The 23,161-nt window shown below is 61.2% G+C and carries 14 protein-coding genes; 13 read left to right on the top strand and 1 reads right to left on the bottom strand.

Annotated features, from left to right (window positions below; genetic code table 11):
• Positions 1-17: 17 nt before the first annotated feature.
• From OQ248_RS25390 to OQ248_RS25340, 11 genes are all read left to right on the top strand, one after another.
• Positions 18-1,103, top strand: coding sequence for a polyamine ABC transporter substrate-binding protein (locus OQ248_RS25390; protein WP_114882904.1), 1,086 nt, complete (start codon positions 18-20; stop codon positions 1,101-1,103).
• 403 nt (positions 1,104-1,506) lie between these two features.
• The gene (locus tag OQ248_RS25385; RefSeq protein ID WP_265814474.1) at positions 1,507-2,970 is read left to right on the top strand and encodes a serralysin family metalloprotease; all 1,464 of its coding nucleotides are present in this window, start codon (positions 1,507-1,509) and stop codon (positions 2,968-2,970) included.
• 93 nt (positions 2,971-3,063) lie between these two features.
• Positions 3,064-3,492 carry an AprI/Inh family metalloprotease inhibitor gene (locus tag OQ248_RS25380; protein ID WP_265814473.1) on the top strand — a complete coding sequence of 143 codons (429 nt, stop codon included), beginning with the start codon at positions 3,064-3,066 and terminating at the stop codon, positions 3,490-3,492.
• A gap of 204 nt (positions 3,493-3,696) precedes the next feature.
• On the top strand, positions 3,697-5,484 hold the full coding sequence (locus tag OQ248_RS25375; protein ID WP_085709814.1) for a type I secretion system permease/ATPase: 1,788 nt from the start codon (positions 3,697-3,699) through the stop codon (positions 5,482-5,484).
• The gene (locus tag OQ248_RS25370) at positions 5,481-6,830 is read left to right on the top strand and encodes an HlyD family type I secretion periplasmic adaptor subunit (RefSeq protein ID WP_265814472.1); all 1,350 of its coding nucleotides are present in this window, start codon (positions 5,481-5,483) and stop codon (positions 6,828-6,830) included. Before OQ248_RS25375 ends, OQ248_RS25370 begins: the two co-directional genes overlap by 4 nt.
• 2 nt (positions 6,831-6,832) lie before the next feature.
• A complete protein-coding gene (locus OQ248_RS25365) occupies positions 6,833-8,200 on the top strand; it encodes a TolC family outer membrane protein (protein WP_119426344.1) in 1,368 nt (455 codons plus the stop codon).
• 42 nt (positions 8,201-8,242) lie between these two features.
• Positions 8,243-11,194, top strand: a complete 2,952-nt coding sequence (locus OQ248_RS25360) for an autotransporter serine protease (RefSeq protein WP_265814471.1) — start codon at positions 8,243-8,245, stop codon at positions 11,192-11,194.
• Between the two features lie 134 nt (positions 11,195-11,328).
• Positions 11,329-14,415 (top strand): autotransporter serine protease, encoded by a 3,087-nt coding sequence (locus tag OQ248_RS25355; RefSeq protein ID WP_265814470.1) that lies wholly within the window; start codon positions 11,329-11,331, stop codon positions 14,413-14,415.
• A 57-nt stretch (positions 14,416-14,472) separates the two neighbouring features.
• Positions 14,473-16,161: a polyurethanase gene (locus tag OQ248_RS25350; protein WP_265814469.1), complete on the top strand. Its 1,689-nt coding sequence runs from the start codon at positions 14,473-14,475 to the stop codon at positions 16,159-16,161.
• Between the two features lie 150 nt (positions 16,162-16,311).
• Positions 16,312-18,165 carry a polyurethanase gene (locus OQ248_RS25345; RefSeq protein WP_265814468.1) on the top strand — a complete coding sequence of 618 codons (1,854 nt, stop codon included), beginning with the start codon at positions 16,312-16,314 and terminating at the stop codon, positions 18,163-18,165.
• Positions 18,166-18,327: 162 nt separating this feature from the next.
• Positions 18,328-18,702, top strand: coding sequence for a hypothetical protein (locus OQ248_RS25340; RefSeq protein ID WP_265814467.1), 375 nt, complete (start codon positions 18,328-18,330; stop codon positions 18,700-18,702).
• Between the two features lie 58 nt (positions 18,703-18,760).
• Here OQ248_RS25340 and OQ248_RS25335 read toward each other — a convergent pair whose 3' ends face one another.
• Entirely contained in the window at positions 18,761-18,985 is a 225-nt protein-coding gene (locus OQ248_RS25335) for a YgdI/YgdR family lipoprotein (RefSeq protein WP_085709821.1), read from the bottom strand.
• A 198-nt stretch (positions 18,986-19,183) separates the two neighbouring features.
• On the opposite strand from OQ248_RS25335, the gene OQ248_RS25330 reads away from it, so the two are divergent.
• Both OQ248_RS25330 and OQ248_RS25325 read left to right on the top strand, forming a co-directional pair.
• Positions 19,184-20,836, top strand: coding sequence for a VRR-NUC domain-containing protein (locus tag OQ248_RS25330; RefSeq protein ID WP_265814466.1), 1,653 nt, complete (start codon positions 19,184-19,186; stop codon positions 20,834-20,836).
• Entirely contained in the window at positions 20,833-23,151 is a 2,319-nt protein-coding gene (locus OQ248_RS25325) for an ATP-dependent DNA helicase (protein WP_265814465.1), read from the top strand. The genes OQ248_RS25330 and OQ248_RS25325 overlap by 4 nt, the downstream gene beginning before the upstream one ends.
• Positions 23,152-23,161 lie beyond the last annotated feature (10 nt).

The raw sequence follows: 23,161 nt of genomic DNA, 5'->3' as shown, positions 1-23,161 counted from the left end.
AATACAGGAATCGATCCATGATCCGAAAGACCCTCGCTCTCGCCCCCTTGATGCTCGCCGCTTCCCTTGCTCAGGCAGCGGAAACGGTCAAGGTCTACAACTGGTCCGACTACATTGCGCCGGACACCGCGAAAAACTTCGAAAAGGCGACCGGTCTAGGTGTGACCTATGACGTCTACGACAGCAACGAAACCCTCGACGGCAAATTGATGACCGGCAAATCCGGTTACGACGTGGTATTTCCGTCCAACCATTTCATGGCGCGGCAGATTCAGGGCGGGGCGCTGATGAAGCTCGACAAGAGCCAGTTGCCGAACTGGAAGAACCTCAATCCGGTATTGCTCAAGGCCTTGCAGACCAACGATCCGGGCAACGAGCACGGTTTTCCGTACCTGTGGGGCAGCACCGGCATCGGTTACAACGTCGCCAAGGTCAAGGCGGTGCTGGGCGATAACGCGCCAGTGGATTCCTGGGACCTGATCTTCAAGCCCGAATACATGGAAAAACTGCAGAAGTGCGGTGTGGCGATCCTCGACAACGGCCCGGAATTGCTGCCGGCAGCGCTGAACTACCTGGGTCTGCCGCATCACAGCAAGAACCCCGAGGACTACAAGAAGGCCGAAGCGCTGCTGATGAAAGTGCGGCCGTATGTCAGCTACTTCCATTCCTCGAAGTACACCAGCGACCTGGCCAACGGCGATATCTGCGTAGCGGTCGGTTTCTCCGGTGACATCCTGCAGGCGGAGAATCGCGCCAAAGAAGCGAAGAACGGTGTCGATATCGGCTATGCGATTCCCAAGGAAGGCGCCGCGATCTGGTTTGACATGGTGGCCATGCCCGCCGACGCCCCGGATGCCAAGGCCGGTTACGCCTTCATGAACTACCTGCTGCAGCCCGACGTCATGGCCGGCATCAGCAACTACGTGCATTACGCCAACGGCAACGAACAGGCCGACAGCCTGATCGACCCGGCCATCAAGAACGACACCAAGGTGTATCCGAGCCCGGAAATGATGGGCAAATTGTTCGCGCTGGAGGCCATGCCGCTGAACATCGACCGGATCCGCACGCGCGTCTGGAACAAGATTCGTACCGGTAGCTGAAAATACTGACGGAGCGGGTTTTTCCCCGCTCCGTCAAAGGCATATGACGCCTGCTGCATATGTTTACTTGTTTGATGTCACTTCGCTGGCACCGCACTAATAAAGTGCAGAAAAGTGAGACGCGGCTAACAAAAAGTAACTTACCGATATTTAATATTTAAATAAGAAATCGTCAGACAATTAGGCAAACTCACCACACTTACAACATTCTTTCAGCGGCACGCGCTTTGTTTACGGGACTTTCCCGGAATAGTTCAATTTGATCTCGAAAAATCGCTAGACGACAGATTTCAAATTGTGTCAGGTTTCTTACGCCTTCATTGGGCGAGTGATAGGACAATCTCGCCAGAGGTTGTCGCTATCGGACAAAAACTGTTCCATTGCTAAACAAGGAAGTGTGTTTATGTCGAAAGTAAAAGCTAATGCTATTGATACCGCCGAACAGGCTTTCCAGCTGAGCGCGGCGCCACAACCACTGGCAGCGACCAGTTCGGCGTTCAACCAGATCAATAGCTTCAGCCATCAGTACGATCGTGGCGGCAACCTCACGGTCAATGGCAAACCCTCCTTCTCGGTGGATCAAGCCGCGACTCAACTGCTGCGCGACGGTGCCTCCTGGCACGATCTCGACGGCAGCGGCAAGATCGAACTGACCTACACCTTTCTGACCTCCAAGACGGCCAACTTCGGCGGCCTGGGCGTCACCGGTTTCAGTCAGTTCAGCTCCCTGCAAAAAGCCCAGGCGGTGCTCGCCATGCAATCCTGGGCCGATGTCGCCAACGTGACCTTTACCGAAGCAGCCAAGGGTGGCGACGGCCACATGACCTTCGGTAACTACAGCGGCGGTCAGGAAGGCGCGGCGGCATTCGCGTTCCTGCCAGGCACCGAGCCAGGCTATGACGGTCAGTCCTGGTACCTGACCGGCAGTGGATACGATGTCAACAAAAACCCGGGCGTGAACAATTACGGGCGTCAGACGCTGACCCACGAAATCGGCCACACCCTGGGCCTGTCTCACCCTGGCGACTACAACGCCGGCACTGGCAACCCGACCTACAATGACGCTTCCTACGGGCAAGACACCCGCGGCTACAGCCTCATGAGTTACTGGAGTGAAAGCAACACCAGCCAGAACTTCAGCAAGGGCGGCGTCGAAGCCTATGCTTCGGGCCCGTTGATGGACGATATCGCAGCGATCCAGAAGCTCTACGGCGCGAACATGTCCACACGTACCGGTGACACCACCTACGGCTTCAACTCCAACGCCGGTCGTGACTTCCTCAGCGCGACTTCATCGTCGGACAAGCTGGTGTTCTCGGTGTGGGATGCGGGCGGCAAGGATACCTTCGACTTCTCGGGTTTCACCCAGAACCAGAAGATCAACCTCAATGAAGCCTCGTTCTCCGACGTTGGCGGCCTGGTGGGCAACGTGTCCATCGCCAAGGGCGTCACCATCGAGAACGCCATTGGTGGTTCGGGCAACGACCTGATCATCGGCAACAGCGCAGCCAACGAACTCAAGGGCGGTGCCGGCAACGACATCATCTGGGGCGGCGGCGGTGCCGACAAGCTGTGGGGCGGTTCGGGTTCGGACACCTTCGTGTTCGCGGCCAGCTCCGACTCCAAGCCGGGTGCGATCGATCAGATCCTCGACTTTGCCAGCGGCCTGGACAAAATCGACCTGACCGGTATCACCAAAGGCGCGGGCCTGCACTTCGTCAGCGCTTTCACCGGTGCGGCGGGCGATGCCATCCTGACCACCTCGGGCGGCAACAGCCTGCTGTCGGTGGACTTCTCCGGGCACGGCGTGGCGGACTTCCAGGTCAGCACCGTTGGCCAGGCGGCGATCAGCGACATCGTAGCGTGATGTAAAAAAGGAAGGCGGCGCGTGATGCGCCGCTTTCTTTACTTGCATCGCTTTGATCGGTAAGCAAGGCTACACGCCGGAGTGAAATTTCCTATGATCCAATTCGCTTTTACCCGCAAAGCGGCAGCGTATCTGTTGCCGATGCTGATGATGATTTCTGGAGAAACAACCATGGCAAGCAGCCTCAGACTCGAAGATCCATCGGTATTTGCCGGGCAGTGGCAAGCGACATTGACCGCTCGCAGCGACGCTCCCGAAGCGCAGGCGCTGCAAGACAAACCGTCGAACATCTGCCTGATCGATCTGCAATCCAACCAGACGCTGGGCAAGGGCGCCGACTGCTTGAGCGCGTGGCTGCAGGACAGCGCCATCGGCTGGTTTCCCGACCCGGACGGTCTTTCGATCACTGGCAAGGAAGGCTCAAGAATCCAGTTTTTCAGCCGACAACGTGATGGGCTTTATCTGAGCACTTTGAAGTCAGGCCTGGTGATTACACTCGAACGAGCTGCCAAACAGCCCTGATCACCGGAACCGACTCACAGTTTAAATATAAGGCACCCCGTTATAGTTATAAGCGAGCCTGCAATAACGCTGACGCCGGAGTTGATCGCGAAAGTTGTTGTTGAGGTGTAAGCGAGTACTGACGGCGTATATCCCGTTTTCTGCGCGGGCAATTAATTGAAGTCTCGCCAAGTACGGCGGGGAATATCATTTCAGGAATAATCAATGAAGATGGCGAAGGCCCCGGCCACCGCTCCCTTATTCAAGGCGTTGGGTGACTATAAAAGTATTCTGATCAGCGTCGGATGCTTTACCGCACTGATTAACGTGCTGATGCTGGTGCCCTCCATTTATATGCTCCAGGTCTATGACCGAGTGCTGTCTTCGCAAAACGAAACCACGCTGGCGATGCTGTCGTTGATGGTCGTGGGGTTCTTCGCGTTCATCGGCCTGCTGGAGGTGGTGCGCAGCTTCATCGTGATCCGCATCGGCAGCCAGTTGGAGCGCCGTTTCAACCTGCGGGTCTATCAAGCCGCGTTCGAGCGCAACCTGTTCAAGGGCGAGGGCAACGCCGGCCAGTCTCTGGGCGACCTGACCCACATCCGTCAGTTCGTCACCGGGCCTGCGCTGTTCGCGTTCTTCGATGCGCCGTGGTTCCCGGTCTATCTGTTTGTGATTTACCTGTTCAACGTCTGGCTCGGCGTTCTCGCCACGGCCGGCGCGCTGCTGCTGATCGCTCTGGCGTGCCTCAACGAATACATGACCAAGAAACCATTGGGCGAAGCCGCCGGTTTCTCGCAGAAGTCCAGCCAGTTGGCCACCAGCCACCTGCACAACGCCGAAACCATTCAGGCGATGGGCATGCTCGGCTCGCTGCGCAAGCGCTGGTTCCAGGTGCATTCACGCTTCCTCGGCTTGCAGAACCAGGCCAGTGACACTGGCGCGGTCATCAGCTCCCTGAGCAAGACCTTGCGCCTGTGCCTGCAATCACTGGTGCTGGGCCTGGGCGCCTTGCTGGTGATCAAGGGCGACATGACTGCCGGGATGATGATCGCCGGTTCGATCCTGATGGGCCGCGTGCTCAGCCCGATCGATCAGCTGATTGCCGTGTGGAAACAGTGGAGCGGGGCGAAGCTGGCTTACCGCCGTCTCGATTCCCTGCTGCAGTCGTTCCCGCCAAGCGACGACGCCATGGCGCTGCCGGCGCCGAAAGGCCAGATCACGTTCGAACAGGTCAGCGCCGGCCCGCCCGGGCAACGTGCCGCGACCTTGCACATGGTCAATTTCAATCTGGCTGCCGGTGAAGTGCTGGGCGTGCTCGGTGCCTCCGGCTCCGGCAAGTCGACCCTGGCGCGGGTGCTGGTAGGCGTGTGGCCGACCCTTGGTGGCACGGTGCGTCTGGACGGTGCCGACATCCATCGCTGGAACCGCGATCAGCTCGGTCCGTACATCGGCTACCTGCCGCAGGATATCGAACTGTTCAGCGGCACCATCGCCGAGAACATCGCGCGCTTCAGCGAGACCGATCCGCAGAAAGTCGTGGCTGCCGCACAACAGGCCGGGGTTCATGAAATGATCCTGCGCATGCCGCAAGGCTACGACACGCAACTGGGCGAGGACGGCAGCGGTCTGTCCGGCGGCCAGAAACAGCGTGTGGCCCTGGCGCGTGCGATTTACGGCACGCCAAGCCTGGTGGTGCTGGATGAACCGAACTCCAACCTCGACACCGTCGGCGAAGCGGCGCTGTCCAGCGCCATCGTGCAACTCAAGGCGCAAGGCACCACCGTGGTGCTGGTGACGCATCGTTCTTCGGTGCTGGCCCAGGCCGACAAGCTGCTGGTACTCAACGACGGTCGACTGCAAGCCTTCGGTCCGAGCCATGACGTGCTCAAGGCGCTGTCCGGCAACCCGCAGCAACAACCGCAACAACAAACTGAAAAAACCGCGCAGGCACCGGGCGGGCTCAGCATGAGCCGGCAGTACCAGCCCACGACAAGGAATTCGGGTGTATGAGCAGCGCGAGCATGAACACAGAAAACGAAGCCACGATGGAACACGCGTATATCACCGAACGCCCGGAGCGCGACGCGAAATTCTTCGCCCGCATGGGCTGGATTCTGGCACTGGCCGGCGCCGGCAGTTTCTTTGCCTGGGCGGCACTGGCACCGCTGGATCAAGGGATTCCGGTGCAAGGCACCGTGGTGGTTTCCGGCAAACGCAAGGCCGTGCAGTCGATGAGCAGCGGTGTGGTCAGCCGGATTCTGGTGCGCGAAGGCGAGATCGTGAAGCAGGGCCAGCCCTTGTTCCGCCTCGACCAGACCCAGGTCGCCGCCGACGTGCAATCGCTGCAGGCCCAGTACCGCATGGCCTGGGCCAGCGTGGCGCGCTGGCAGGCCGAGCGTGACAACCTCAAGCAGGTGACGTTTCCTCCAGAGCTGAGCGACAACGCCGATCCGCGTCTGGCGCTGGTACTGGAAGGCCAGCGGCAACTGTTCAGCAGCCGTCGTGAAGCGTTCTCCCGCGAGCAGGCTGCACTGCGTGCCAGCATCGAAGGCGCCACCGCGCAACTGGCCGGCATGCGCCGCGCTCGCACCGATCTCAACGCCCAGGCCGATTCCCTGCAACAGCAGTTGAGCAATCTGCAACCGCTGGCGGACAACGGCTACATTCCGCGCAACCGTTTGATGGAATACCAGCGTCAGCTGTCGCAAGTGCAGCAGCAACTGGCCGAGAACACCGGCGAAAGTGGCCGGGTGGAGCAGGGCATTCTCGAATCGCGCCTGAAACTGCAACAGCACGGTGAGGAATACCAGAAAGAAGTCCGCAGCCAACTGGCCGACGCCCAACTGAAAAGCGTCACCCTGTCCGAGCAACTGACCTCCGCCGGTTTCGACCTGCAACACAGCGAGATTCTCGCGACCTCGGACGGCATCGCCGTCAATCTCGGCGTGCACACCGAAGGCGCCGTGGTGCGTCAGGGCGAAACCCTGCTGGAGATCGTCCCGCAAGGCACGCGCCTGGAAGTGGAAGGGCACCTGCCGATCAACCTGATCGACAAGGTCGGCACGCACCTGCCGGTGGACATCCTCTTCACCGCGTTCAACCAGAGCAAGACCCCGCGCGTTCCCGGCGAAGTCAGCCTGATTTCTGCCGACCAGATGGTCGATGAAAAAACCGGTGCGCCGTATTACGTGTTGCGCAGCAGCGTCAGCGATCAGGCCATGGAGAAGCTCAACGGCCTGGTGATCAAGCCGGGCATGCCGGCGGAAATGTTCGTGCGCACGGGCGAACGTTCACTCCTCAACTACCTGTTCAAACCGCTGCTCGACCGGGCCGGCTCCGCATTGACTGAAGAATAAGGATGTTCGGCTGTATGAATAAGCTTTCCATGCTGGCGGCAGCGTTCGCGCTGCTCGCGGGCAACAGTGCGGTGGCGGCCATGGGGCCGTTTGAAATCTACGAACAGGCATTACGTAACGACCCGGTATTCCTCGGCGCGATCAAGGAACGCGATGCAGGCCTTGAAAACCGGGCCATCGGCCGCGCCGGGTTGTTGCCGAAACTGGGTTACAACTACAACAAGGGCCATAACACGTCGAAGGCCACGTCCCTCGACTCCCGGGCAAGGAACAACACTGAAGAGCGTAACTACAACAGTTACGGCTCGACCCTGACCCTGCAACAACCGCTGCTCGACTACGAAGCCTACGCGGCCTATCGCAAGGGCGTGGCGCAGTCGCTGTTTGCCGACGAAAACTTCCGCGGCAAGAGTCAGGAGCTGCTGGTACGGGTCCTGGACAATTACACCAAGGCCTTGTTCGCTCAGGATCAGATCGACATCGCCCAAGCCAAGAAAAAGGCCTACGAGCAGCAGTTCCAGCAGAACGAACACATGTTCAAGCAGGGCGAAGGCACGCGGACCGACATTCTCGAAGCCGAATCGCGCTACGAACTGGCGACGGCCGAGGAAATCGAAGCCCGCAACGAGCAGGATGCCGCGTTGCGTGAATTGGGAGCACTGATCGGTGAGCAAGCGGTGAACATCACCGATCTGGCACCGCTGGATCAGAACTTCCAGACTTTCGCCCTGACGCCGGCCAACTACGACACCTGGCACGAACTGGCGATCAGCAACAACCCGAACCTGGCTTCCCAGCGTCAGGCCGTGGAAGTGGCGCGCTATGAAGTCGAACGCAATCGTGCGGGGCATCTGCCGAAAGTCAGTGCCTACGCGGCAATGCGCAAGAATGAATCGGAAAGCGGCAACACTTACAACCAGCGCTACGAGACCAATACCATCGGCTTCGAAGTCAACGTGCCGTTGTACGCCGGTGGCGGGGTATCGGCATCGACCCGTCAGGCCAGCCGCAACATGGAGCAGGCGGAATACGAACTGGACGGCAAGACCCGCGAGACTCTGATCGAGCTGCGGCGGCAGTTCAGTGCGTGCCTGTCCGGGGTCAACAAACTGCGCGCCTACCAGAAAGCCCTGACCTCGGCCGAGGCGCTGGTGGTCTCGACCAAGCAAAGCATTCTCGGCGGTGAACGGACCAATCTGGATGCGCTGAACGCCGAACAACAACTGTTTACCACCCGCCGCGATCTGGCCCAGGCACGCTATGACTACCTCATGGCCTGGACCAAGTTGCATTACTACGCGGGCACCTTGAGCGAGCAGGATCTGGCTCGGGTGGACGAAGCATTCGGGCAAGGCCCACGGACGCAATAACACCGTAGTTTTTACACCAAACAACAAAAACGAGTGGTGAACATGGACGTACGCTTCAAGCCGGCATCGGTCGGCGCCCTGTTGCTCGCAATTTCTGTCAGCCAGGCCCAGGCGCAATACCTGGAGTCTGGCAAACCTGGCGACGCCGCCAGTTGGCGTTCCGCCGAATTCCTGCGGGACTGGGGACTGGACCGGATGCAGGCCGATCAGGCCTACGCCGCCGGCATCACCGGCAAGGGCGTGAAGATCGGCGCGCTGGATTCCGGTTTCGACGCCGCCCATCCCGAGTTTGCCAGCGACCGTTATCATCCGGTGTTGAGCAGCGGCAGCTATGTCGATGGTGCGCTCTTCAGCGTCAACGGCACGCTCAATCCGAACAACGATTCTCACGGCACTCACGTGGTCGGAACCATGGGCGCTTCCCGCGACGGCACCGGCATGCACGGTGTGGCGTTCAATGCGCAGATCTACGTCGGCAACACCAACAAGAACGACAGTTTCCTGTTCGGTCCCAATCCCGACCCGCGCTACTTCAAAGCGGTCTACGACGCACTTGCCGATGCCGGCGTACGGGCGATCAACAACAGTTGGGGCAGCCAGCCGCCGGATGTCAGTTATCGAACCCTGAACGATCTGCACGCCGCTTACGCACAGCACTGGAACAAGGGCACCTGGCTCGATGCCGCCGCCGATGTTTCGCGCCGCGGCGTGATCAACGTGTTCAGCGCCGGCAACAGTGGTTACCCCAACGCCAGCGTGCGCTCGGCGCTGCCGTACTTTCAGCCGGATCTGGAAGGCCACTGGCTGGCCGTGTCGGGACTGGATCAAAGCAATCAGCAGAAATACAACCAGTGCGGTATCGCCAAATACTGGTGCATCACCACGCCGGGCGCGAAGATCGACAGCACCATTCCCGACGGCGGCTACGGGATCAAGTCCGGCACCTCGATGGCCGCGCCCCATGCTACCGGCGCTCTGGCCCTGGTGATGGAGCGTTACCCGTACATGAACAACCAGCAGGCGCTGGAGGTGCTGTTGACCACCGCTACTCAGCTCGACGGCTCGGTGACCGACGCACCTAACGAGCGGGTCGGCTGGGGCGTGGCCAACCTGAAACGGGCGATGGGTGGGCCGGGGCAGTTGCTCGGCGCGTTCGACGCAAATCTGGCCACCGGGCAACGCGATGTGTGGAGCAACGACATCTCCGACAAGGCACTGATCCAGCGCCAGAGCGAAGACCTCGCCGAACACAGCGCCTGGCAGCAGACCCTGCAAGACAAGGGCTGGCAGAACGGCGTTCCGGTCGGCGCCAGCCAACAGGACCAGACGGATTACGCCGTCGGCACGGCCCGTGAGGCAGCGGCTGCCAATCGGGTGTATCAGGGCAGCCTGATCAAGTCCGGCGCCGGGCATTTGATCCTGACCGGCGACAGCACTTATCGCGGCCCGACCACGGTCAATGGCGGCCTGCTGAGCGTCAACGGCTCGCTGACGTCGGCGGTCACGGTCAATGACGGTGGCACCCTCGGAGGTTCCGGGCGGATCGGCGCACTGACCGCCAACAGCGGCGGTCGTGTGGCACCGGGCAACTCCATCGGCACCTTGACCGTCGCCGGTGACGTGACCTTCGCACCGGGCTCGACCTACGCGGTGGAGCTGTCACCGACGGCCAGCGACCGCATCGTCGCCGGAGGCACCGCGACCATCAGCGGTGCCACCGTCAGCCTGTCACTGGAAAACAGCCCGACCTTGCTCAGCACCGCCGAAGCGAAAAGCCTGCTCGGTCATCAGTACGACATTCTGCAAGCGGCGGGCGGCATCCAGGGTCAGTTCGGCGCAGTGGTGCCCGACTACCTGTTCATCGGTGGCAGCCTCGCGTCCACCGGCAACGGGATCACGCTGAGTGTCGAGCGTAACGCGACGTCTTTTGCCAGCGTCGGCCAGACGCCGAACCAGCGGGCCGTGGCCAGCGCCGTAGAAGGCATGGGCGCCGGCAATTCCGTGTACGAAAGCCTGCTGCTGTCCGCCACTGCCAGTGATGCACAGCAAGCCTTCCAGCAACTGAGCGGGGAAATCTACCCGGCCCTCGGTTCGGTGCTGATCAACGACAGCCGTCAGTTGCGCGACGCCATCGGCGAACGCCTGCACGATGCGAACAGCGCGCAAGGCAACGGCTGGGTCAAGGCCCTCGGCGCCTGGGGCACGACCGACTCGCGACACGACACCGCCGGCTACAGCACCTCGATTGGCGGCCTGCTGGCCGGTGTCGACGGTGCGCTGGACGAGCAGACCCGCATCGGTCTGGTCACCGGTTACAGCGACAGCTCTTTGAGCATGGGTTCCGGCACGCACGCTTCGGCCAAGGTCTACAGCTATCACCTCGGTGCCTATGCCGGGCATGACATCGGTGCCTGGCGTTTGAGCACCGGCGCCGCCTACAGCTGGCATCGCGCCGACGTGAAACGGGACCTGCAATACGGCGACGTCAGCGCCAAACAGAAAGCCAAGGTCGATGCCGCCACCACTCAGGTATTCGGCGAGGCAGCCTACCGGCTGAACGTGCAACCGCTGGCTCTGGAGCCGTTCGCCAATCTGGCTTACGTGCATCTGGACAGCGACGGTTTCACCGAGAAGGGCGATGCTGCCGCGCTGAAAAGCAATGGCGACGAGCGTGACGCGGTGCTTAGCACCCTCGGCGTCAGGGCGATCAAGACGATCAACCTGTCGGGCTCGCAGAAACTCGATGTCAGTGGCCGTCTCGGGTGGCAGCACAGCCTCACCGACATCGAATCCGAACAGCATTTGCGCTTCGCCAGCGGCAGCGCGCCGTACAGCGTCGAAAGTTCGCCGCTGGTGCGCGACGCCGCGCTGGTGGGGGTACAGGCCAGCCTGGCCCTGAGCCGCGACGTACGGGTAAACCTTGATTACAACGGACAACTGGCCAGCCGCGAGAAGAGTCACGGCGTCGGCCTGAGCTTGAACTGGCAGTTCTGACTGATCGTTCCCACGCTCTGCGTGGGAATGCTTCAAGGGACGCGGAGCGTCACGGGCTGCATTCCACGCGGGAGCGTCGGAACGATCAATTCAAAAGACGGATTTTGTGCAACATCACTAAGGAAGGTCGCTGGATGAAAAACAACAACACCCCCGCGCAATCGGGTGGATGCTTTCGCCTGAAAACCCTCAACTGCGCCTTGCTCTGCGCCATGGCCACCTGGGGTAGCGCACACGCCGCGCCCTACGTCGAAAACGGCCGGGCAGGGGACCCGGCCAGTTGGCGAAGTGCCGAGTTCAAGGCGGACTGGGGCCTGGGCGCGATCGGCGCAGACTACGCCTACGCCGCCGGTTACACCGGTAAAGGCGTGAAACTGGGGATCTTCGACCAGCCGGTCTATGCCGCGCACCCGGAGTTTTCCGGGCCGAACAAAGTGATCACATTGGTCACCAGCGGTATCCGCGAATACACCGACCCGTACATCCCGGTCAAAGCCGGAGACGCCTTCCGCTATGACGGTTCACCGTCGGTGGGTTCCAACGGCAAGCTCGGCGCTCACGGTACCCACGTCGGTGGTATCGCGGCGGGCAGCCGTGATGGCGGGCCAATGCACGGTGTGGCGTTCGGTGCACAGATCATCAGTGCCGACAACGGCGACCCGGGCCCGGAAGACGGCATCGTCCGTGGCAACGACGGCGCGGTGTACAAGGCCGGCTGGGATGCCCTGATCGCCAGTGGCGCGAGAATCATCAACAACAGCTGGGGCATCGGCATCACCGATCGTTTCGACCTCGGCGGTCGTAACCCGGCGTACCCGCACTTCACCGTCAACGACGCGCAATTGCAGTTCAACGAAATCCGTACGCTGCTCGGCACCAAACCCGGCGGCGCCTATGACGGTGCAATCGCGGCCGCGCGCAGCGGGATCGTGACCATTTTTGCCGCCGGCAACGACTACAACCTGAACAACCCCGACGCCATCGCCGGCCTCGGTTACTTCGTGCCGGAAATCGCGCCGAACTGGATGACCGTCTCCGCGCTGCAGAAGAACCCGGATCAGACCAGCGCCAACCCGTACATCATGAGTACCTTTTCCTCGCGCTGCGGTTACACCGCGAGCTTCTGCGTTTCTGCGCCGGGTACGCAGATCTACAGTTCGATCATCGGCGGCACCAACGCCAGCGATCTGACCACCGGTTATGCCAACTACAACGGCACCTCGATGGCCGCGCCGCACGCGGCCGGCGCCGTGGCAGTGCTGATGGAGCGTTTCCCGTACATGACCGGTGCCCAGGTCGCCAGTGTGTTGCGCACCACCGCCACCGACCTTGGCGCTCCGGGCATCGACGCCCTGTACGGATGGGGCATGATCAACCTGCGCAAGGGCATCGACGGCCCGGCGATGTTCGTCACCGAGCAGGACATCCCGGCCGAGTTCCGCATCGAAGGCGCCTACGGCTCCAGCCAGTTCGTGGCGGATCTACCGGGGATCGGCGCGATCATCGACGCCGGCAAACCCACCCAGCGCGTGTGCACCGACATCACCTGCGGGCTCGACACCTGGCGCAACGACATTTCCGGCCACGGCGGTCTGACCAAACAGGGGATCGGCACCCTGGTGATGACCGGCGCCAACACCTACACCGGTCCGACGCTGGTGAATGGTGGCCGACTGGCAATCAACGGCTCGTTGCAATCGGCAGTTACGGTCAATGACGGCGGTATTTTGGGCGGTAACGGGCGCATCGCCGCACTGACCGCGAAAAGCGGCGGTATCGTGGCGCCGGGCAACTCCATCGGCACCTTGAACGTGGCCGGTGACGTGACCTTCGAACCGGGCTCGACCTATGCCGTGGAAGTTTCGCCCACCAGCAGCGACCGCGTGGTCGCTGGCGGCACCGCAATCATTGATGGCGCAACGGTCGCCCTGACCCTGGAAAACAGCCCGACGCTGTTGACCACGACTGAAGTGAAATCGCTGCTGGGCAGCCAGTTCAACATTCTGCAGGCGGCGGGCGGCATTCAGGGGCGCTTTGGTCAGGTCTTGCCCAACTACGCGTTCCTCGGCGGCACCCTCGATTACTCCTCGGGCGGTGTTCAACTGAATGTCGGGCGCAACGGTGCTTCGTTCGCCAGCGTCGGCCTGACGCCGAACCAGCGCGCCGTCGGTGCGGCCGCCGAACGTCTGGGCGCAGGCAATGCGTTGTTCGAAACCCTGCTGCTGTCGCCGACCGCCGCCGTTGCACAGGACGCGTTCCAGCAACTGTCCGGCGAGATCCACCCGGCCATCGGCACGCTGCTGATCAACGACAGCCGTTACCTGCGTGATGCGGTGGGCGAGCGTCTGCGCGAACGGGATCTGTTCGATGCCGGTGCGCCGACCGATGACCGCAGCAATGCCTGGTTCAAAGTGCTCGGTGCCTGGGGCAAGACCGATGGCGGCCATGAAAATGCCAATTCCAACAGCTCCATTGGCGGTCTGTTGCTCGGTGTCGATGGTTTGATTACTGAAGATACTCGCCTGGGTTTCGTTACCGGTTATAGCGACAGTTCTTTGAACATGGGCAGCGGCACGCACTCGTCGGCGTCGATTGACAGCTATCACCTGGGTACATACCTGGGGCATCAGATCGATGCCCTGCGTCTGACCGCCGGCGCGGCTTACAGCTGGCATCGCATCGACGTCAAACGTGACCTGCAATTCGCCGGTGTCAGCGGCAAGCAGAAAACCAAACGCGACGCGACCACCGCACAACTGTTCACAGAAGCTGCCTACGATCTCGGTCTGCAGCCGATGAACCTGGAGCCGTTCGCCAATCTGGCTTACGTGCACCTGAACAGCGACAGCTTCACCGAGAAGGGTGATGCCGCCGCACTGAAGGGCGGTGAAGACAACCGCGACGCCGTGCTGTCGACCCTCGGCGTTCGCGCCAAGCGTACGTTTGCCCTGTCGGACAAACATCAGCTGGAGCTGGGCGCGACACTGGGCTGGCAGCACAACCTGAGCAGCGTGGATTCCGACAGCCACTTGGCCTTCGTCAATGGCAACAGCGCGTTCACGGTGCAAAGTGTGTCGATGGATCGAGATGCAGCGGTGGTCGGCGTGCGTGCCGGTCTGGCGTTGAATCGCGATGTCCGGGTCAACCTGGACTACAACGGACTGATCGGTTCGAACGAAAAGGACCACGGTGTGGGCCTGACGCTGGACTGGCAGTTCTAAGGTGTAGCGGCAGTTCTGCAGAGAACTGCCGTTTTTGAAAGGAAGAGAGAGCACGACATGGGATTGTTCGATTACAAAAATGCCGACGGCAAAGCGTTGTACAGCGATGCGATTGCGCTGACGCTGTATTCCTACACGCCGACCGGGCAGGCTTTGCCCGGCACCGGTTGGTCGCCACTGGGCGCCTCGGCCCTGGGTTATCAAGGCAAGACCGACGCCAAAGGGACGTTCTTCGGCGAGAAGGACGGCTTCACCAGCGCCGAGGCGGAAGTGCTGGGCAAATACGACGCCGCCGGCAAGCTGATCGGTATCGGCGTGGCCTTTCGCGGCACGGGCGGGCTGAGTTACAGCGACACCTTCGGCGACATGAAGAACAACCTGCTGGCCGCCATCGGGCCAGTGGATTACGCCAAGAACTATGCGAAGAACGCCTTCGACAACCTGCTCAAATCCGTGGCCGCGTTTGCTTCGGCCCATGGCATCGCTGCCAAGGACGTGCTGATCAGCGGCCACAGCCTCGGCGGTCTCGGGGTCAACAGCGTGGCGGAACTGAGTGCCAGCGACTGGGGCGGCTTCTTCAAGGACGCCAACTACATTTCCTTCGCCTCGCCGACCCAGAGCAGCACCGGCACCAACGTGCTGAACATCGGCTACGAGAACGACCCGGTATTCCGTGTGCTCGACGGCACCACGTTCAGCACGGCGTCGATGGGCAAACACGACAAGCCGCACGACTCGACCACCGACAACATCGTCAACTTCAACGACAACTACGCGTCCACCGCGCAGAACCTGGTGCCGTTCAGCATCGTCAACCCGCTGAACTGGTCGGCTCACAGCTCGCTGGGCTATGCCGATGGCCTGAACCGGGTGATCGATTCGAAGTTCTACAACCTCACCAGCCAGGACTCGACCATCATCGTGTCCAATCTGGAAGCCTCGTCCCGGGGCAAGACCTGGGTCGAGGATCTGGGCCGCAGCGGCGAGCCGCACACCGGCAGTACCTTCATCATCGGCACCGACAGCAACGACTGGCTCAAGGGCGGGGCGGGCAACGACTTCCTTGAAGGTCGTGCCGGCGATGACCTGTTCCGCGATGACGGGGGCTTCAACATTCTGTTGGGTGGTCAGGGCCACAACACCTTCGACCTGCAAAAACCGTTGCAGAACTTCAGCTTCGCCAACGACGGCGACGGCACGCTGTACGTGCGCGACGCCTACGGCGGCATCAGCATGACCCGTGACATCGGCGCAATCGTGAGCAAAGAGTCCGGTTCGATGTGGAGCAGCAAGGAAATCACCTGGACCGTCACCGGCAAAGGCCTGGCCAACGGCGCCGAACTGACCCAGTACAACCATTCGCTCAACGGCGGCGCGCTCGGCGACACGCTGAAAGCCACCGCTGACGGCGACTGGCTGTTCGGCCTGGGTGGCGACGATCACCTGTTCAGCGACAAGGCCCATGTGACTTTCGTCGGCGGCGCCGGCAACGACGTGATGAGTGCGGTGGGTGGCAACAACACCTTCCTGTTCAGCGGCGCGTTCGGCTTCGACTCGATCCATGGCTACCAGGGCAGCGACAAACTGGTGTTCATGGGCGTGAAGGGTGCGGGGCAAGGCTACGACTACAAGCAACATGCTTCGCAGTCCGGCGCCGATACCGTGCTGAAGATTGGCGACTATGCCGTGACCCTGATCGGGGTGGGTGTGGCTAACCTGTCGGACTCGAGTTTCGTGTTCGCTTGATTCCCCACGGGAACCACCGCGGCTTGCGGCGGTTCCCACTGGAGTTGCATGACAGAAGTGTTGTAAGGAAATGCTCCGGGGCGCCCCGAGAGGGGCGTTCTGGTTGTGAGCTATCTCTGAATAATTCCAACAAAGAGAGAGGCAACAGCAATGGGTGTGTATGACTACAAGAACTTCAGCACAGCGGATTCCAAAGCGTTGTTCAGCGACGCCATGGCCATCACGCTGTACTCCTATCACAACCTCGACAACGGTTTCGCGGTCGGCTATCAGCACAACGGCTTCGGCCTCGGCCTGCCGGCCACGCTGATCAGCGCGCTGATCGGCGGCACCGATTCGCAAGGGGTGATTCCCGGACTCCCGTGGAACCCCGATTCGGAAAAACTCGCCCTCGACGCCGTAAAGAAGGCCGGCTGGACGCCCATCACCGCGTCGCAACTGGGCTATGACGGCAAGACCGACGTGCGCGGAACTTTCTTCGGCGAAAAGCCCGGCTACACCAGCGCGCAAGTGGAAATCCTCGGCAAGTACGACGCCCAGGGTCACCTCACTGAAATCGGCATCGCCTTTCGCGGCACCAGCGGCCCACGGGAAATCCTCATCGGCGACTCCATCGCCGACGCCATCAATGACCTGCTCGCTGCATTCGGTCCCAAGGATTACGCCAAGAACTACGTCGGTGAAGCCTTCGGCAACCTGATGAACAACGTGGTGGCGTTCGCCAAGGCCAACGGTCTCAGCGGCAAGGACATACTGGTCAGCGGCCACAGCCTCGGCGGGCTGGCGGTCAACAGCATGGCGGACCTGAGCAGCAGCAAGTGGGGCGGATTCTTCCAGGACTCCAACTACATCGCCTACGCCTCGCCGACCCAGAGCAGCACCGACAAGGTGCTCAACGTCGGCTACGAGAACGACCCGGTATTCCGCGCCCTCGACGGCTCGACCTTCACCGCTGCATCGGTTGGCGTACACGACGCATCGAAAGTGTCGGCAACCGACAACATCGTCAGCTTCAACGACCACTACGCCTCGAACGTGTGGAACGTGCTGCCGTATTCGATCGTCAACATCCCGACCTGGATCTCGCACCTGCCGACGGCTTACGGCGACGGCATGAACCGGGTCATCGAGTCGAAGTTCTACGACCTCACCAGCCGTGACTCGACGATCATCGTCGCCAACCTGTCGGATCCGGCGCGGGCCAACACCTGGGTGCAAGACCTCAACCGCAACGCCGAGCCCCACAAGGGCAGCACCTTCATCATCGGCAGCGACGGCAACGACCTGATCCAGGGCGGCAGCGGCAACGATTATCTGGAGGGCCGTGCCGGCAACGACACCTTCCGTGACAGCGGCGGCTACAACATCATCCTCGGCGGTTCAGGCAACAACACCCTCGAATTGCAGCAATCGGTGAACAAGTTCGACTTCGCCAACGACGGCGCCGGCAACCTGTACATCCGCGATGCCAACGGCGGGATCAGCATCACCCGCGACATCGGCAGCATCGTTACCAAGGAGCCGGGCTTCCTCTGGGGCCTGTTCAAGGACGACGTGACCCACAGCGTGACCGCCGATGGCCTGAAGGTCGGCAACAACGTCACCCAGTACGAGTCGAGCGTGAAGGGCACCAGTGGCGCCGACACCCTCAAGGCCCATGCCGGTGGCGACTGGTTGTTCGGCCTGGACGGCAACGATCACCTGATCGGTGGCGCGGGCAACGACGTGTTCGTCGGCGGCGCCGGCAATGACCTGATGGAGTCGGGCGGCGGGGCGGACACGTTCCTGTTCAGCGGCGCATTCGGCCAGGACCGGGTGGTGGGCTTCAACGGCAACGACAAACTGGTGTTCCTCGGCGTACAGGGTGTGTTGCCCGGCGATGACTTCCGCGCCCATGCCTCGTCGGTGGGGCAGGATACGGTGCTGAAGTTTGGCGCTGATTCGGTGACGCTGGTCGGGGTTTCGCTGAACAGTCTCAGTGCTGATGGAATCGTGATCGCCTGAGGATGACAGGGAGAGGGAATTTTTTCCCTCTCCCTGTCAAAAGTGACTAATTGGCCACTACCTGACTCAAACCCCTGCACCAACAGGAAATGCGGACTAAAGCCATTGCATGCGCACTCGTCATGTATGGGCAAGCCGCCATTGAGTACAGGAGATTCAAACGTGAAAGGTTTCAAGGGGTATATCGGTATCGTCGGGTTGACGCTGCTGTCGGCCAACGTCTGGGCCGATCTGCCTCACAGCTCGATTCTGAGCCGCTACGGTGTCAGCTCCGAAGAACTGCCGAAACCGGCACCCACCGAGAACAGCGAGCCGGTCGAAGAGAAAAGCCGCTTTCATATCCAGCCCGAACAACCGTTCGTGACCGTTCGCATCGGCGAGAACAATGAGCCCGAAATGACCGGCAACCTGAGCATCGACCGCATGGCGCAACAGGAGCGCCAACGTTGCCAGCGCCTGCAGGAAGAAATGGTCCGGCGCGGTGAGCGCCCGTTGAACTGCGACGGCTCCCTGCCGGGCATGGCGTTACCCCGCTGAAAAATGCAAAAAAGGCTGCGCTCCTACAGGATTGCAGCCTTTTTTGGCGGGGTAATCGTCAGTCTTCCTTGCGCACCGTGGCGACTTCATCGGCCTTCACGCGGATCTTGGCACCGGAAATGTCCCGGAACTCATAGAAACCATCCTCGGACTTGGTTTTCGGCATGTCCTTGGTCAGATACTGCGTGCCATTCTGCAAGGTGACCACGGTCGGGGTGGAGCAACCGGCCAGTGCCATCAGCGCTACGACGGTCATCGGCATAAACAACGTCTTGAAATTCATACCCGGTATTTCCTCATTCAATTCGACCGGCGTCGGTCCTCTAACGCGGTTGGTGCCAAATCGTCCGTAAAAGTTCGATGGACTGGCGAAAAAACCTCAATCGCGGATGCCACTGATCCTTTTCCGTTTGCGCCCGTCGGGGCAGAACTGGTATCTGTACGCATAACCAGTATTCGCTTGCCATGGCCCGTTATCACCGTGACTTCCAGCCCCCTCGACGATCCGTTCTATTACCTCAACAACTTCCGGCAAGTGCTTGACTGGCTTGAGCTCCGTTATGCCGACGTGATGAGCGAAACGGAGCATGCCTTCATCCGCGACTTCAAGTCACTGCCTCGCGGCTCCCAGGGTTTGCTGGTGCGGATGGTGATGCGCAAGGGTGTGCATTTTCGGGTGGGCAAACTCAACTATCCGGAGATTGGCGACATTGCATCAGCTGCTCAGCCGCTGCTCGATCATGGCTGGCTCGATGAACAGGCTCTGCTGTCGATGCCAGAGCTGTTCGATCTGCTGCTGAAGGCTGAAGTCGTGCAAGCCTTCGGCCCGGCTATCGATGATCCAAAGGGCCGCAAGGTCGACTGGTTGCCGATCCTGCATGAGCAGTTTCCCGAATCACGCTGTTGGCATGAGTGGTGCCCGGTGATTGCAGACCGATTGTTCAGCCTGACGCTGATGGAACTGTGCGACCGGTTTCGCCTGATGTTCTTCGGCAACCTCTACCAGGACTGGTCGGAGTTCGTCCTCGCCGACCTTGGAATCTACACCTACGAAAAAGTCGAACTCAGTGCCGATTCCCGAGGCCTGCGCAGCCGTGCCGACGTCGATGCCTGCCTGTTCCTGCACGATTGCCAGCAGCGTTTCGAGGCGGGCGAGGCGCTGGAGCCGATTGCCGAAGAACTGAGCGTTTTGCAGTTCGATAACCCGTGGTTGCAGCGTCGGCTCGGCAAGCTGCTGTTCCAGATCGGTCAGCATTGCGAACGCATCGCCGAATTTGCCCTGGCTCTGAGCCTTTATCGCGGCTGTGCCTACCCCGGCGCGCGGTTGCGGATGATCCGGGTGCTGGAACGCTGCGGCGAATATGCCCTGGCGCTGGAGCTGGGCACACTGGCCGAACAGGCGCCGGAAAGCGCCGCCGAACAACAGGGCCTGCAACGGGCACTGCCACGGCTTCGGCGCAAACTTGGCGGGCCGGCGCTCAAACGCGTGGCGCCAAGACCTGTGGAGCGTCTGGATCTGCACCTGCCTCGGCTCGATCCGGCGCTGTCGGTGGAGTATCACGTGCAGGCGCATCTGCATGAGGACACCGGCCCGGTGCATTACGTCGAAAACAGTCTGATCAACTCGCTGTTCGGCCTGCTGTGCTGGCCGGCGATTTTCGCGCCGCTGCCGGGCGCGTTTTTCAACCCGTTCCAGCGCGGGCCGGCGGATTTGCTCCACGAGGATTTTCAGGGACGGCGGGCCGTTCTGTTCGAGGCCTGTCTAACGGAACTCGATGACGGCCGTTATGCCGACACCATCCGCAACCGGTTTGCCGCCAAATGGGGCATTCAGTCGCCGTTCGTGTTCTGGGGCGCGCTGAATGAAGAACTGCTGGAACAAGCGCTGACCTGCCTGCCGGCCGAGCATCTTAAACACTGGTTCAATCGCCTGTTGCTGGACATCAAGGCCAACCGCGCCGGCATGCCGGACCTGATCCAGTTCTGGCCGCAGCACAAGACTTATCGAATGATTGAAGTCAAAGGCCCCGGCGACCGCTTGCAGGACAATCAACTGCGCTGGCTGGAGTTCTGCCACACGCACCAGATGCCGGTGGCGGTGTGTTACGTGCAATGGGCGGAGCAGGGCGCTTGAGCTACAGCATCGCGGTGCGGGCGCTGTGCGAGTTCACCGCCAAGAGCGGCGACCTCGACTTGCGCTTCACCCCGTCGCCCACGGCGCTGGAGGGCATCGCCGGCCACCGCACCGTCGCCTCGCGGCGTAATGACGCCTATCAGAGCGAGGTGGCGCTGGAAGGCGAGTTCCGCACCTTGAAGGTCAAGGGCCGTGCGGACGGCTACGACCCGACGCAGAACTGCCTGGAGGAAGTCAAAACCTACCGTGGCGACCTGAGCAAACAACCGGTCAATCACCGTGCGCTGCACTGGGCGCAGGCGAAGATCTACGGCTGGCTGATGTGCTGCCGGTTGCAGCTGGAACAGATCAACCTGGCGCTGGTGTACTTCGACATCGTCAGCGAAAAGGAAACCTGCCTGGTCGAAGCCTTCAGCGCTGAAGCATTGCGCGAGTTTTTCGAACAACAGTGCGGCTTGTTCCTGGCATGGGCCGAGCAGGAAATGACCCACCGTGAAGCGCGCAATCAGGCGGCGCAGCAACTGGGCTTTCCCCACACCGAATTTCGCCCCGGCCAGCGACACCTTGCCGAATCGGTATTCAAAGCCGTCAGCACCGGCCGCTGTCTGATGGCCCAGGCCCCCACCGGCATCGGCAAGACCCTCGGCACGCTGTTCCCGATGCTCAAGGCGTTGGCGCCGCAGCAGCTGGACAAGGTGTATTTCCTCACCGCCAAGACACCGGGGCGCAAACTGGCGCTGGATTCGGCGCAAGTGCTGTTCGATCACCATGCAACCCTGCCGCTGCGGGTGCTGGAAATGGTCGCGCGGGACAAGGCTTGCGAGCATCCCGACAAGGCCTGTCACGGCGAGTCCTGCCCGTTGGCTCAAGGCTTTTATGACCGGTTGCCGGCAGCCCGTGAAGCCGCCAGTCAATTGCGGTTGCAGGATCAGGCGGCCATCCGTGAAGTCGCCGCGCAACATTCGGTGTGCCCGTATTACCTGAGTCAGGAGATGGCGCGCTGGGCTGATGTGGTGGTCGCGGACTACAACTATTACTTCGATTTCACCGCGCTGCTGTTCGGCCTGGCCCAGCTCAATCAATGGAAGGTCGCGGTGCTGGTGGACGAAGCGCATAACCTGGTCGAGCGCGGGCGGCAGATGTACAGCGCCACCCTCGACCAGGGAATCTTCAACAGCGTGCGCAAAACCGCACCCGAAGCCTTGAAAAAGCCCCTGCAACGGGTCAACCGTGAATGGAATGCCTTGCACAACGCACAACTGGCGCCGTATCAGGCCTACGACAAGGCACCGGAAAAACTGCTGCAGGCGATCACGTCGTGCAGCGCGAGCATTGGCGATTACCTCAATGATCACCCGCAAGGGCTCGACAGCGGCTTGCAGAATGCCTGGTTCGAGATGCTGCAATTCGGCCGGGTCGCGGAGTTGTTCGACGCGAACTATCTGTTCGACATCAGCAAACGTGACCTCGACCGCAAACGTCCGTTGTCGCAACTGTGCCTGCGCAACGTGGTGCCGGCGGCGCTGCTCGGCCCGCGCCTGAAAGCAGCCCGCAGCTGCGTGCTGTTTTCCGCGACCCTGAGCCCTCGTCATTATTACGCCGACCTGCTCGGCACTCCGGCGGACACCGTTTGGATCGACGTTGAGTCGCCGTTCAGCGCCGAACAGTTGCAGGTGCGGATCGTCAGCCAGATTTCCACCCGGTTCACCCATCGTCAGGCCTCACTGGAGCCGATTGTCGAACTGATCGCCCGCCAGTTCGGCGAGCGTCCAGGCAACTATCTGGCGTTCTTCAGCAGCTTCGATTATTTGCAACAGGTCGCGCAGTTGCTCGCTGAACGGTATCCGCAGATCACGCTCTGGCAGCAATCGCGGGGCATGGCCGAAGGGCAGCGGCAGGCGTTTCTCGATCAGTTCACGGCGCACAGCCAGGGCGTCGGGTTCGCTGTCCTCGGCGGTGCATTCGGCGAAGGCGTCGATTTGCCCGGTGCCCGGTTGATCGGCGCCTTTGTCGCCACGCTGGGGCTGGCACAGTTGAACCCGGTCAACGAACAGATGAAACGGCGCATGGCAGCGATCTTCGGCGCCGGTTACGACTACACCTACCTGTTTCCCGGCATGCAGAAAGTGGTGCAGGCCGCCGGACGGGTGATCCGCACCCAGCAGGATCGCGGCGTGGTCATGCTGATCGATGACCGCTTCGCCGAGAGCCGCATCCAGCAGCTGTTGCCGCGCTGGTGGCAACTCGATCATGCAGATGCAGCTTTTCAATCCGCCGGTTTGACGCATACTCCTGTTATTGAAAATCTGCTTTGAGCCAAGCCTG

Source organism: Pseudomonas sp. COW5 (assembly GCF_026240005.1).
Lineage (GTDB): Bacteria > Pseudomonadota > Gammaproteobacteria > Pseudomonadales > Pseudomonadaceae > Aquipseudomonas > Aquipseudomonas kribbensis.
The sequence above is the reverse complement of the archived record's forward strand: the minus strand, read 5'-3'. Positions and strand labels throughout refer to the sequence as shown.

Bases quoted from the DNA above. Each gene is read 5' to 3' on its own strand.
- OQ248_RS25390 (WP_114882904.1), top strand. From the start codon at position 18: ATGATCCGAAAGACCCTCGCTCTCGCCCCCTTGATGCTCGCCGCTTCC.
- OQ248_RS25385 (WP_265814474.1), top strand. From the start codon at position 1,507: ATGTCGAAAGTAAAAGCTAATGCTATTGATACCGCCGAACAGGCTTTC.
- OQ248_RS25380 (WP_265814473.1), top strand. From the start codon at position 3,064: ATGATCCAATTCGCTTTTACCCGCAAAGCGGCAGCGTATCTGTTGCCG.
- OQ248_RS25375 (WP_085709814.1), top strand. From the start codon at position 3,697: ATGAAGATGGCGAAGGCCCCGGCCACCGCTCCCTTATTCAAGGCGTTG.
- OQ248_RS25370 (WP_265814472.1), top strand. From the start codon at position 5,481: ATGAGCAGCGCGAGCATGAACACAGAAAACGAAGCCACGATGGAACAC.
- OQ248_RS25365 (WP_119426344.1), top strand. From the start codon at position 6,833: ATGTTCGGCTGTATGAATAAGCTTTCCATGCTGGCGGCAGCGTTCGCG.
- OQ248_RS25360 (WP_265814471.1), top strand. From the start codon at position 8,243: ATGGACGTACGCTTCAAGCCGGCATCGGTCGGCGCCCTGTTGCTCGCA.
- OQ248_RS25355 (WP_265814470.1), top strand. From the start codon at position 11,329: ATGAAAAACAACAACACCCCCGCGCAATCGGGTGGATGCTTTCGCCTG.
- OQ248_RS25350 (WP_265814469.1), top strand. From the start codon at position 14,473: ATGGGATTGTTCGATTACAAAAATGCCGACGGCAAAGCGTTGTACAGC.
- OQ248_RS25345 (WP_265814468.1), top strand. From the start codon at position 16,312: ATGGGTGTGTATGACTACAAGAACTTCAGCACAGCGGATTCCAAAGCG.
- OQ248_RS25335 (WP_085709821.1), bottom strand. From the start codon at position 18,985: ATGAATTTCAAGACGTTGTTTATGCCGATGACCGTCGTAGCGCTGATG.